Genomic DNA, 12135 nt, shown 5'->3' on the forward strand with positions numbered 1-12135 from the left:
CTTTCCAGGGACTTGATTTAAGCCGGCATAAACTGGCTAGGTGCAAAAGAGGTTGCGCCGAGCTTTTTGCGGCGCCGACATGAAGCCGCAACGCCTGCGCACGGGACGAACTGAAAATGCATCGCGTCATCATCAGCGGCATCGGCGTTGAAATCCCCGAGGCTTCGATCACCAATGAGGAACTCGTCGCCAGCTTCAACAGCTGGGTGGACATGGAGAACGTCCGCCGCGAGGTGTCCGGCGAGCCGCTGCTGCAGAAATCGGACAGTGCCTTCATCGTCCATGCCTCGGGCGTCCAGACCCGCCATGTCATCGAACGGGAGGGCATCCTCGACCCGACCCGCATGGCGCCGCGCTTCTCGGCGCGGCCCGACGATGCGCTGTCGCTGGAGGCCGAATTCGGCATCGCCTCGGCCAGCAAGGCGCTCGATCATGCCGGGCTGAAGCCAGGGGATATCGACCTGGTGATCTGCTCGGCCTCGCACCATCAGCGGCCCTATCCGGCGATCGCCATCGAGATGCAGCAGGCACTGGGTACGAAAGGCGCCGGTTTCGATATGGGGCTTGGCTGCTCGTCGGCGGCGGCCGCGTTGCACATCGCCGTCAACCTGGTGCGGGCAGGGGCGCACAAACGCGTGCTGGTGTCGACGCCGGAGATCATCACCGGCCATCTCAATTTTCGCGACCGGCAGACGCATTTCATCTTTGGCGACGCTTCCGTGTCGATGGTCGTCGAAGGGCTCGCCCAGGGCGAGAAGCGGCCGGGCCGATTCGAGGTGCTGGATACGCGTACCTGGACGCAGATGTCGAACAGCATCCGCACCAATCTCGGTTATTATACCCGCGCCACCCAGGACGATCCGTACATGATCGATCTGGAAGGCAATCTGATCAAGCAGATCGGCAACAAGGTGTTCAAGGAAGTCACCGTTGCCGGCCACAAATTCATCGTCGAGTTTCTGGCCGAGCACGGGCTGACGCCGCAAGCGATCCGGCGTTTCTGGCTGCATCAGGCCAATGCGCGGATGAACGCCATGATCCTGAAACTATCTTTCGGTCATGAGGTCGACCATGACCGCGCGCCGATGGTGCTGGAGCGCCTCGGCAACACCGCCGCCGCCGGCGCCATCATCGCCCTGTCGGAGAACCATGCCGACATGAAGGCCGGCGACTACGGCCTGCTCTGCGCGTTCGGCGCCGGCTACTCGATCGGCGGCGCGCTGTTGCGCATGCTCTGACTATTTCGGCACGGACGGCACCGGCATCGGAGCGCGCCTGGCAAATCGCATCAGTCCGCTTGATCGGAGCATCAGCGCTTTCGACTGGACCTGATGAGCTGACCGCGGCTAATTGCGCGTATCACGCGAGGCACGAACCCATGCTGGATCTTTTTCCCGAAGCCGAAACTCCGGTCGAGATCGTGGCCGCGCGAAAACTCGCCGCCAGGGTGGCAGCGCTTTACCTCGCACCGTTCGATCATTTCGAGACACGGGCAGTGGACATGTTGCAGCTCGGCTTCGACGGCATCGACGGCGATTTCCACGCCGGCACGACGCGGCGATCCGGCGGGCGGGAACCCTGGTATCCGCGCGGCACCGAGATGCGCAACGAACGGCAATTGTCGATCGTGGCAGCGGACGAACTGGCAATTGTCGCCGAACGGATGGGCATCGCCGAGATCAAGCCGGAATGGATCGGCGCCAATCTCGTGATCGAAGGCCTGCCGCACCTCTCGATGTTGCCATCCGGCACGCTGCTGTTCTTCAAAGGCGGCGCGACCGTCAAGGTCGACGCGCAGAACGGGCCTTGCCGGATCGCGGGAAGGTCGGTCGCCGAGAATGCCGGGATGGCCGACGTCGAGGCCGGCGCGCTGCTGTTCCCGAAAGCGGCGAAGCGGTTGCGCGGGCTCGTCGCCTGGGTCGAGAAACCCGGCACGATCACTGCCGGCGAGGAGATTTCGGTGCGTGTGCCGGAGCAGTGGATTTACCGGGCCTGATTGTTTGCTAGGCAAGCCGGCAAAGCCAGTCAAAGCCGCGCGCGGCGTATTTTGTTCTTGCTTTGTGCCGGCAGCTATGCTACTAATTTCGGTATGGTGCTAATTGGCTCCAACGATCCGCCCTCCGAGGCGGTTTTTTTGTTTCTGGCTTTGAAAGTTCCGATGTTGCCGGCCTGACGTCGGCAGGACAGAGGGGGGCGCCGTAGAACTCGACGCGTGTGTCTGCCATCGCTCTATTCCTCGTCCTCATCATCGAGCAGACGGGTGGCACGCCAGCGGGTTAGCACGATGTTGGTTTGCTCGATGACGAAGAAGCGCGCGGAATCGCGGTCATATCCTTCGGCCAGCAGCTTTTCGTAGTCGGTATGGGCATGGCGAATATGCGCTATCGTCGCCAGCCACACGGCAATGCTCGGTGGCAAGGTCTTCATGTGCACGGCGCCGGCATCGGCACGGATCTTTTCCATGTCGGCATAGGGCGCCAGCGGCAGGAGCGCTGTCAGTGCCTTGGCGATGGCGCGGCGGCGGCCGGTCGGGGCGCTCACTGCCCGTCCGATCTGGACAACTCGTCCCGCCCGGCCATGGTCGCCGCGGCGAAGGCATCGGTCGAGGCGAAGTAGGGCTTGATGTCGATGACCGGCGTGCCGTCGAGCACGTCGATGGCATCGAGATCGATGCGGCCGGTATCGATATCGACGGCAACCAGCCTGGCGACATGCAGCCCAATTGGGTTCGGCCGGGCAGGGGAGCGCAGCGAAAAGACGCCTTTCGGCTCCATGGCATGGCGGGGTTTCTGGATAATCAGTTGCCGCGGCGCATGGTGCAGCCAGGACAGGACGATCACGTGGCTGGCGCGTTCCAGCCCAAGCAGGCCCTCACGATAAAGCGGGTCGATGACCAAGTGCGCCGGCTGTCCCGTCTCCCGCGCGGCCTTCATGTTTTTGGGGCAAGTCTCCCGCGTGATCCAAGGCGAAGCGATGCGGCCGATGAAGACGACATGGCCATCCGGCGGCATCGTTGCCGGGTCGGTTTCCAGGAGCTTTTCGCCGCTGCGCGTTTCGACCATGGGCCTCGCCTCGATGCATCCGGCTTTGCGCGATCCGCTGCGCATGCGTCATTTTCTTGTCCGGAAGCGACATAGCGCTTGCAAGCCTATCAAAACCGACATAAACATATGTTTATATCTTTTCAAAGAGAATGCTCGCATGCATGTCGCTCTCGACACGATGGTAGATACATTGAAGGCGGCTGCCGAATCCAGCCGGCTGCGTATATTGGCGCTGCTGTCGCGCGGCGATCTGACCGTTTCAGATCTCACCGAAATCCTCGGCCAGTCGCAGCCGCGCGTCTCGCGGCATTTGAAATTGCTGCTGGAGGCAGGGCTGATCGGCCGCTACCAGGAGGGCTCGTGGGCTTTCTTCCGGCTTTCGGATTCCGACACGTCGCGCGATTTTGTGCTCAGGCTGGTCTCCGGCATCCGCGGCGCCGATCCGCAGGTCGAGCGTGATCTCGAACGGCTGGCCGCGGTCAAGCGCAAGCGGCAGGACCGGGCTGCCGAATATTTCTCGGTCAACGCCGCAAGCTGGGACCATATCCGCTCGCTGCATGTGCCGGACCGCGCCGTCGAAGCAGCCCTCATCAAGCTCGTCGGCAAGCGGCCGTTCCAGTCGATGCTCGATCTCGGCACCGGCACCGGACGGCTGCTCGAGATCTTTTCGCCGCTCTATCGGCGCGGTATCGGCATCGACATGTCGCGCGAAATGCTGACGGTGGCGCGCGCCAATCTCGACAAGGCCGGCATTTCGAATGCGCAGGTGCGGCAGGGCGACATTTTCGCGCCGCCGGTCGAACGCGACGCCTTCGATCTCGTTACCATCCATCAGGTGCTGCACTATCTCGACGATCCTGCCCGCGCCATCCGAGAGGCGGCGCGTCTGTTGCGCCCGGCTGGCAGGCTGGTGATCGTCGATTTCGCGCCGCACACGCTGGAGTTCTTGCGCGAGGAGCACGCGCATATGCGCCTCGGCTTTTCCGACCGGCAAATCGCCGACTGGTTTTCCGAGGCCGGCCTCGAGCTCGAGGACAGCCAGGAATTCGAACCGCGCGGTGGCAACGAGGCCAAGCTCACCGTCAAACTCTGGCTCGGCCGCGATCGGCGCATGCTGATTGCCGAGCCTTCCAACGACAGACAACCGGCCAATGCGTATCCGATAGGGGAAACCGCCTGATGAACCAGTTCCGCTTCTCCCGCCGTCCCGACATCGGCGACAAGGTCAGGGTGTCGTTCGAGTTCTTTCCGCCGAAAAACGACGAGATGGAAGCAAGGCTGTGGGACACGGTCACCCGGCTGGAGCCGCTCAAGCCGAAATTCGTCTCGGTCACCTATGGCGCCGGTGGTTCGACCCGCGAGCGCACGGCCCGCACCGTCAAGCGCATCCTCAACGAAACGTCGCTGACGCCGGCGGCGCACATGACCTGCGTCGACGCGGCGCGCCACGAGGTCGATGCGGTGATCCGGGAGTTCGCCGATATGGGCGTCAAGCGTTTCGTCGCCCTGCGCGGCGATCCGGCCGAGGGCGTCGGCGCGGCTTACCGGCCGCATCCGGAAGGCTATGCCAATGGCGCCGAACTGGTCGATGCGCTGAAGGGCGCCGGCGATTTCGACATATCGGTCTCGGCCTATCCGGAAAAACATCCGGAGAGTCCGGATTTCGCCACCGATTTCGACATGCTGAAGCGCAAGGCCGACAATGGGGCGACGCGGGCGATCACCCAGTTCTTCTTCGACAACGATCTCTATGAGCGCTATGTCGAGCGGGCACGGCGGGCCGGCATCTACATACCGATCGTGCCGGGCATATTGCCGGTGCACAATTTCACCCAGGTCGCCAACTTCTCGGCGCGGTGCGGCGCCTTGGTGCCGGCATGGCTGGCCGAGCGTTTCGATGGGCTGCAGAACGATCCGCAAACGCATGCGCTGGTGGCATCTGCCGTGGCCGCCGAGCAGGTGCTGGACCTTGTCGAGCGCGGCGTCGGCGATTTCCACTTCTACACGATGAACCGGGCCGATCTGGTCTTCGCCATCTGCCACATGATCGGCATCAGGTCGCACGAAGTCGAGGCTGCGGGATCCGCCGCGGCGTAAGGCGGCAAGCTCCTTTTTGAAATGTCAAAGATCGGGGGAATGCAAAGGCCGGGCAAAATGCCCGGCCTTTTCAATGGTTTGTAATATTCGGTGCTGGTCTTCCCCCGCTCAGCGGCCTTATGGAAGGACGCCCATAATGAGGGCGCCGATGAATGCAAACGCAGCACAAATCATCAATGCGTTGATCGGCCTCGTCAGTCCCATGTCATAGCCTCCTCTTAAGAGCTATGGCGAGAGTCTAGGGTCATTTGTGCCACAGGCAAGCAGAAACTTTGCTGCAATGCGACGAGATTGTGGAATTTGCGACCTGCCGTTTGCCGTTAGGTATTGAAACTCTTGGTCAAAAGCCGGCGTTGGACCTGTGAATAATTTGTGGCGAAGCCGGGGCAGCAACGAGCATGGCAGCGCTACCGCGGCGGAAATCGGAATCGATTTCGAGCTGAGAGTCGGGGAACATGCTCTAACGCCGCCCGAACAAGCGACCGTCGATGGTGACGAGGCCGAGCGCAATCAGCGCCATGCCCGCCAATTCGAACAGTTCGAGCCGCTCGCCCAGGAACAGCAAGCCGAGCAGGATGGCACTGGCCGGCACGATGAGCGTGACCAGCGAGGCGTTGGTGGCGCCGGCCGAGGCGACGAGGTTGAAATAGAGGATGTAGGCGAAGGCGGTCGACAGCAGCGCCAGCGCCAGCACCGCCGCCCATACCGGCGGCGAGGCCGAAAACAGAGTGGCAGCGTCATAGGTGAACAGAACGACCGGGATCATGATGATGGTCGAGCAGGTCAATTGTCCGGCGGCAATGACCGGTGACGGCACACCCTTGAAGCGGCGGGCGATCATCAGCGCAACCGCATAGGAGACCGAGGCACCGATGAGCGCGAATTTCGCCCAGACCGGCCCGCCGAGCCCGGCGACAAGGCCAGGACCGATCATCACCGCCGTCCCCGCGATACCGAGGGCGATGCCGGCAAGCTTGTTCCACGACAGTTTTTCGTCGCTGGTCAGGGCGTTGGCGAGGATCAGCGTCCAGAACGGCGTGGTCGAATTAAGCACCGAGGCGACACCGGCGCCGAGCTCGGTCTGGCCGGCAAAGATCAGCGAGAAAGGGATGACATTGTTGGCGAGCGCCAGCAGGAAAAACAGTCCGGCATGCGGCAAGGCGAGGCGAAACGACGGACCGCGAACCGCAAGGTAGAGCTGCAACGCGGTCGCCGCGATGGCGACGCGAAACAGCACCAGCACCAGCGGAGGGAGTTCCGACACCGCAATGCGGGCAAAGAAGAACGAACCGCCCCAGATGGCGCCGAGCAGCAGAAGCTGGGCCCAGTCCTTGAGCACCATCGGCCCGCGCATCGTGGTGGTGGCAGCTATCGCCATTGGTCGTCCTCCCAGACGAGATGCCTTGCTCTCTTCAGGCATCTGTTCACGCTCTACCGGTCCGGCGGCAAGGGCCACCCGAAACCTGAGTGATGGCCTAGCTCGCTCATAACCGGCGCACAGAACGGCGTAGCGCCGCGAAGCCAGGGCGGCGAGACATAGAATTGTTTTCATTAGCCGCTAGCTTGGATTAATTGTGCGCAGCCTCAGTCAAGGGATTCGTCCATGCAGCGATTCGAAAATGCCCGCGAGGCAGCGCTGGCGCTTCGCCCGGACGATCCGATCTATTGCTTCCGCCCGCAGGTGCTGAAGGCGGACGCCAAACAGTTCATGGGCATGTTTCCCGGCAAGACCGCCTATGCGGTCAAGACCAATGGCGAGCAGATCGTGCTCAACGCGCTGGTCGAGGCCGGCGTCAGCGCCTTTGATGTGGCCTCGCCCGGCGAATTCGCCGCCGTGCGCGCCGTCTCGCCGGACGCCGAGATGCTCTACATGCACCCGGTGAAGGCGCAGTCGGACATCAGGCTGGCGCTGGAAAAATACGCCATTCGCGTCATTTCGCTCGACCATGAGGACGAGATCACCAAGCTGACCAGGGTGGTGCGGGCTCTCGACATCGATCCGGGCGCCATCACCGTGTTCGTGCGCATCCAGACGAAAGGCTCGGCGGCCTACGAACTGTCGAAGAAGTTCGGCGCCGGACCGGCCAATGCGGTCGAACTGGCCGAACGGCTGAACCGAACCGGCTACAAGGTCGGGCTGTGCTTTCACGTCGGCAGCCAGATCGAGGATCCCGACACCTACGAGCGGGCGCTGGCCTCCGCCGACTGGGTGCGCAACCGCGTCGGCTTCGACATTGCCGGGCTCGATGTCGGCGGCGGCTTTCCCGCCGAATACGGTCATGATCCGAACAGCCGCAAGCCGGAAATGCCGTCGCTCGGCCAGATCATGTCGCGGCTGTCGGGCGACCTCCAGGAGTACCAATTCGACCAGATGCAGCTGGTGGCCGAGCCCGGCCGCGTGATCGTGGCGCGCTGCCTGTCGCTGATCGTGCGCGTGCTGCTGCGCAAGGGCAAAAGGCTCTACATCAATGACGGCATCTGGGCGTCGCTGTCGGATTCATGGACCGGCAAGATCACGCTGCCGGCACGCTTCATCCCCGATCCGGCGATCCGCTCGCGCAATGGCGAGGACAGGACCATCGTGCCGTTCAAGGTCTGTGGCGCGACCTGCGATTCCGTGGATATACTGTCGCGGCCGTTCTGGCTGCCCGAAACCGTCGATACCGGTGACTGGATCGAGATCGGCCATATCGGCGCCTATTCGCTGTCACTCCGGACACGGTTCAACGGCTTCTATCCCGATACTTTCGTCGAGGTGGCGACGCCATTCGACGAAGGCGATGCACCGCAGGGGTTTGCCAGCCTGGAGACGATGGCCGATTAGTTGATGGTGAATGGAAGCAGTTCTTGCGTTCCGTCCGCTTCGGTGAATCGTCACCACCATTCATATTCACCTCCCCGTAGTCAGGCTACTCCGCCGCCGGCCTGGATGTTCTCGCCGGTCAGCCAGCGAGCTTCGTCCGAAGCCAGGAAAACCGCGACATCGGCGACGTCGCGCGGTGCTCCGATCCGGTCGAAGGGCGACATGCCTGCGGCCACGGCCCGGTCCCGCTCCGGAAGCAGGTCGGTGTCGGTGAAGCCTGGCGACAGCGCATTCACGGTAACGGCGCGCGGGCCGAGTTCGCGCGAGAGGACGCGGACGAACTGCTCGACGGCTCCCTTGCTGCCGAGATAGAGCGCCGTCTGCGTGAAAAACATCTTGGTTCCACCGGTGGAGACGGCAATGATGCGGCCACCGTCGCGAACGCGGCGCGCGGCCTCCTGAAGCGTGAAGAAGGTGCCTTTGGCATTGGTGCCGAACACATGGTCGAAGTCTGCTTCGGTAGCCTCGACGAGCGGCTTTATGACGGCGACGCCAACATTGGCGACGACGATGTCAATTGGCCCCATCTGCATTTCGGTTTCGTCGAACAGCCTGCGAATGTCGGGGATGCTGGAGACGTCCGCCTGGATGGCGACGGCTTTTCCGCCATTCCCTTCAATGGCGGCAACGACTTCCCTGGCGGCTTTCTCGTTGCCGACATAGTTGACGACCACGGCAGCACCCTTGGTTGCCAGCCCCTCCGCGATGGCGCGTCCGATGCCGCGCGAACTGCCGGTCACAAGTGCGGTTTTGCCTTCGAGTGGACGATGCATGGCTGTTCCTTCCGTCTGGATACGGCCGCCCCGATCGAGCGGCGTTCCAGCGATAGCTAGGGGCATGCTATTGCTCAGAGAATAGCCTATTATCTAACTGACTTATTAAGCCTGGGGTACATAATGCGCGGAACCGAGTTTTCCGAACTCACGGCATTTGCAACAATCATCGAAGAGGGCAGCTTTGTCCGCGCCGCGGCCAAGCTCAGAATTTCGCCTCCAGCACTCAGCCAGACGATACGCGGGCTGGAAGAGCGTCTCGGTGTCCGCCTGCTCAACCGTACCACGCGCAGCATGTCGCCGACCGCTGAGGGTGAGAAGCTGTTTGCCCGCATCGCGCCGGCGTTGAGCGAACTGGAAGGGGCCGTCGCCGACGCGCATGCATCACGCGGCCGGCCGGCAGGCTCGCTGCGCATCAATGTTCCGCGCATCGCCGCCACGCGTTTCATCGCGCCGATCCTCGGCGACTTCCGCCGCGCCTATCCCGATATCGCCCTCACCATCATCGTTGACGACATGCTCACCGACATCGTCGAAGGTCGCTTCGATGCCGGAATCAGACTGGGTGAGCGGCTGCACAAGGACATGGTGGCGGTGAAGCTCAGCGAGGAACTCGAGATGGCCGCAGTGGCGGCGCCGAGCTATCTGGAGCATCGCCCGATACCCCGCCATCCCGCGGACCTGCATCAGCACCAGTGCATCAATTTCCAGTGGCCGAGCGGCGGCAATCTCTACCGCTGGGAGTTCGCCCGAGGCCAGCGTGCCTTGGAAGTGGCCGTCAGCGGCGGCCTGACGGTAAACGATACGGACCTGATGATGGGGGCGGTTCTGGATGGGGTCGGGGTGGCGTACATGCTGGAATATCAGGTCCGGCCGTGGATCGAAGCGGGAAAGCTCATCCGCTTTCTCGAAGCCTGGTCGCCGAGATTTCCGGGCTTTTATTTATACCACGCGAGTTCCCGGCAGGTTCCCGCGCCGCTGCGAGCCTTCATCGATTTCCTGCTTGCGAGGCGGTGATGTGAATAGTGAATGGTGAATAGTGGTAGCTCTGGTGCTCAATGCGGCTCCGGCGCCATTCTTTTTACCAATCACCATCCTCACAGCCTGGCCAGCAGCTCCGGCGTCGGCCAGCCGTCGACCGGCAAGCCCAGCCGCATCTGCTCCTTGCGGATCGCTTCGCGGGTGTTGGTGCCGAGGATGCCGTCGACGGTGCCGACGTCATAGCCTCTCGCCTCGAGCTTGGTCTGTAGCGCCTTCATCTGGTCGCCGTCGAGGCCCGGGTCGGGGTTGCGCGGATCGAATCGCGGAGCGCCCCCCAGCCGGGCGGCAAGATTTGCCGCTGTCAGGGCATAGGTAAAGGACTGGTTCCACTCGAGATAGACGTCGAAATTGTCGTAGGTCAGGAAGGCTGGCCCCTTGCGACCCATGGGCAGCGCCAGGCCGGCCTTCAGGCCGTTGTCGAGAAGCGGCGTGCCGTCTGGCCTGGTAACGCCCCACTGGCTCCATTGCGTCAACGGCAGCTTGTTGGTGCGTCCCGTCTGCTCCCACGGCAAGTTGTCGGGCACACGGACTTCCTCGATCCAGGGCTGGTCGCGCTTCCAGCCGCGCGACCGGATCTTGCTGGCCGTGCTCATGATCACGTCCGGCGCGCTGCCGCGCAGGTCGACCAGGCCATCCCCGTCGCCGTCGACGCCGTGGCCGAGATAGTCGGAAGGCAACATCTGCGTCTGGCCGATCTCGCCGGCCCAGGCACCGGTCACGTCGGCCGGCACCACACCGCGATCGATCAAGATCAGCAGCGGCACGATCTGCGGCCGGAACAACTGCGGGCGGCGGCAGTCATACGAGAGGCTCACCAGCGCATTCAGTGTGTGAAAAGCGCCTTGCACGGCGCCAAAATCGGTTTCCAGGGCCCAGAAGGCGGCAATGACCGGCGCCTGGACGCCGTATTCGCGATCCGCGCGGGCAAAGACCTCGGCATGTTTTTGCAGATTGGCCGCACCCTGCTTCAGCCGATGCGACGAGATCATGCGGTTCGAGAATTCGATGAAGGTCTGGGTGAAGACGCCCTGGGCGCGGTCGCGTGCCAACGTCTTCTCATCGAGGGTGGCGTTTTCCAGCGCGTCAAGGCCGGCAGCGCCGACGCCGGCTGCCCTGGCCTCCGCCGCCACGCCCTGCTTCCATGCCTCGAAATCGCCGCCGCATTGCTGTGCCGCGGCCGGCACGGCGCTCAGGAGCAGCGCCGCGAGAAGTCCAAAGCGCAATCGCATCGCCATCCTTCCGAAAAGATTACCAGCGGTTGCAGGCATTTGTTATTGGCTGTGTCGAAAAGCAGGCGGCAGGCCCGGTGTCAACGGGTGTTCTGCCGCAACCACTTCTTCCACGCGGCTTCGGAGCCGTTGAAGACGTTGATGTCGGCGTTTCCGGCCATGCCCGGCACGACGCCCGTTCCGGTATACTGCCAGAAGGTGAAGGGATGGCTGCCGTATTTCTGGCGCGGATGCCCGGCGACGGAGCGCAGCCAATAGGGGTAGCCGCGGAAACCCGACAAACCATTATCTTCGAAGAAGTCGACCGACGTGTAGATGATCGGCTTCTTGCCGTAGTGTTTTTCGACGATTTCGAGGAACGTGCTCATCTCGCTGCGTACCGTGGCAGGATCGGGCCGCAGCTTGCAGGTCGGCGATTTCGGGTTCCATTCCATGTCGAGAACTGGCGGCATCGCCGAGCTGTCTTTGGGCACGTTCTGGATAAACCAGCGCGCCTGGGTCGCGGCCGGCGTGCAAAAGTAGAAGAAGTGATAGGCGGAGCGGGGGATGCCCGAGGCCTTGGTGCGGCTCCAATGCTCGTTGAAAGCTTCATCGAACCGGTCTCCGCCCTCGGTTGCCTTGATGAAGGCGAAGGAGATGCCGCCGGCCCTGGCCGCCGGCCAGTCGATCGAGGTCTGGTATTTGGAGACGTCGGTGCCGTGGACGGCATAGCTCCACGGTGCGCCGCTGTCCCATTCATGCGGGTCGGAATCGGCAAAACGCGGCGCGCGTACCGCAACCGTCGGGGCACTGGACGACGATGGCGTCAGATCCTCGACCGTCGAGCAGGCACCAAGCAGCATCAGCGTGATGAGGACCGCGAAACGGCGCATCGCTACTTCCCGAGCCGGTTTCAGCCGGCCGCTGATGGGTCTTTCCGCGGGTGGCCCCTCGACCGGGCGCAGCGTGTCTGAAACCGACTTACGCGACGCGCCTGGATCTTCGTTTCATGCATTTCCCAAACCCTTGCGCAGTTTTGGGACGCATGCATTCAAGCCCCGCCGGACGGTCACCCCACAGGATCGCCCGGTCTGTCCAAGCGCGTCGCT

12 protein-coding genes are annotated in these 12135 nt (G+C 62.9%); 6 read left to right on the forward strand and 6 right to left on the reverse strand.

Features of this window, described 5'->3' with window-relative positions:
• Positions 1-116 precede the first annotated feature (116 nt).
• The gene (locus NKJ17_RS06390; protein ID WP_352687551.1) at positions 117-1238 is read left to right on the forward strand and encodes a beta-ketoacyl-ACP synthase III; all 1122 of its coding nucleotides are present in this window, start codon (positions 117-119) and stop codon (positions 1236-1238) included.
• A 140-nt stretch (positions 1239-1378) separates the two neighbouring features.
• Positions 1379-1996: an MOSC domain-containing protein gene (locus tag NKJ17_RS06395; protein WP_352505577.1), complete on the forward strand. Its 618-nt coding sequence runs from the start codon at positions 1379-1381 to the stop codon at positions 1994-1996.
• A gap of 233 nt (positions 1997-2229) precedes the next feature.
• On the opposite strand, the gene NKJ17_RS06400 is transcribed toward NKJ17_RS06395, so the two are convergent.
• Together NKJ17_RS06400 and tsaA are read right to left on the reverse strand one after the other, a co-directional pair.
• Complete coding sequence (locus tag NKJ17_RS06400; protein WP_254819015.1) at positions 2230-2541, reverse strand: DUF2293 domain-containing protein; 312 nt, start codon at positions 2539-2541, stop codon at positions 2230-2232.
• Positions 2538-3062, reverse strand: a complete 525-nt coding sequence (gene tsaA / locus NKJ17_RS06405; RefSeq protein ID WP_352505578.1) for a tRNA (N6-threonylcarbamoyladenosine(37)-N6)-methyltransferase TrmO — start codon at positions 3060-3062, stop codon at positions 2538-2540. Before tsaA ends, NKJ17_RS06400 begins: the two co-directional genes overlap by 4 nt.
• 139 nt (positions 3063-3201) lie before the next feature.
• On the opposite strand from tsaA, the gene NKJ17_RS06410 reads away from it, so the two are divergent.
• Positions 3202-4224: an ArsR/SmtB family transcription factor gene (locus NKJ17_RS06410; RefSeq protein ID WP_254819013.1), complete on the forward strand. Its 1023-nt coding sequence runs from the start codon at positions 3202-3204 to the stop codon at positions 4222-4224.
• Complete coding sequence (gene metF / locus NKJ17_RS06415; protein WP_254819012.1) at positions 4224-5141, forward strand: methylenetetrahydrofolate reductase [NAD(P)H]; 918 nt, start codon at positions 4224-4226, stop codon at positions 5139-5141. Before NKJ17_RS06410 ends, metF begins: the two co-directional genes overlap by 1 nt.
• 460 nt (positions 5142-5601) lie before the next feature.
• Here the strand turns inward: metF and NKJ17_RS06420 are convergent, their stop codons facing one another.
• On the reverse strand, positions 5602-6519 hold the full coding sequence (locus NKJ17_RS06420; RefSeq protein ID WP_352505579.1) for a DMT family transporter: 918 nt from the start codon (positions 6517-6519) through the stop codon (positions 5602-5604).
• Between the two features lie 225 nt (positions 6520-6744).
• Between NKJ17_RS06420 and NKJ17_RS06425 the strand changes: the two genes are divergently transcribed.
• Complete coding sequence (locus tag NKJ17_RS06425) at positions 6745-7965, forward strand: alanine racemase (RefSeq protein ID WP_352505580.1); 1221 nt, start codon at positions 6745-6747, stop codon at positions 7963-7965.
• A gap of 80 nt (positions 7966-8045) precedes the next feature.
• Here NKJ17_RS06425 and NKJ17_RS06430 read toward each other — a convergent pair whose 3' ends face one another.
• The gene (locus NKJ17_RS06430) at positions 8046-8777 is read right to left on the reverse strand and encodes an SDR family oxidoreductase (protein ID WP_352505581.1); all 732 of its coding nucleotides are present in this window, start codon (positions 8775-8777) and stop codon (positions 8046-8048) included.
• A 123-nt stretch (positions 8778-8900) separates the two neighbouring features.
• On the opposite strand from NKJ17_RS06430, the gene NKJ17_RS06435 reads away from it, so the two are divergent.
• Positions 8901-9794 (forward strand): LysR family transcriptional regulator, encoded by an 894-nt coding sequence (locus NKJ17_RS06435; RefSeq protein ID WP_352505582.1) that lies wholly within the window; start codon positions 8901-8903, stop codon positions 9792-9794.
• 80 nt (positions 9795-9874) lie between these two features.
• On the opposite strand, the gene NKJ17_RS06440 is transcribed toward NKJ17_RS06435, so the two are convergent.
• Positions 9875-11047, reverse strand: a complete 1173-nt coding sequence (locus NKJ17_RS06440) for a lytic murein transglycosylase (protein ID WP_352687555.1) — start codon at positions 11045-11047, stop codon at positions 9875-9877.
• An 80-nt stretch (positions 11048-11127) separates the two neighbouring features.
• Positions 11128-11919 (reverse strand): glycoside hydrolase family 25 protein, encoded by a 792-nt coding sequence (locus NKJ17_RS06445; RefSeq protein ID WP_352505585.1) that lies wholly within the window; start codon positions 11917-11919, stop codon positions 11128-11130.
• Between the last annotated feature and the right edge of the window lie 216 nt (positions 11920-12135).

Origin of the sequence: Mesorhizobium sp. M0208 (assembly GCF_040322015.1) — a bacterium.
GTDB lineage: Bacteria > Pseudomonadota > Alphaproteobacteria > Rhizobiales > Rhizobiaceae > Mesorhizobium.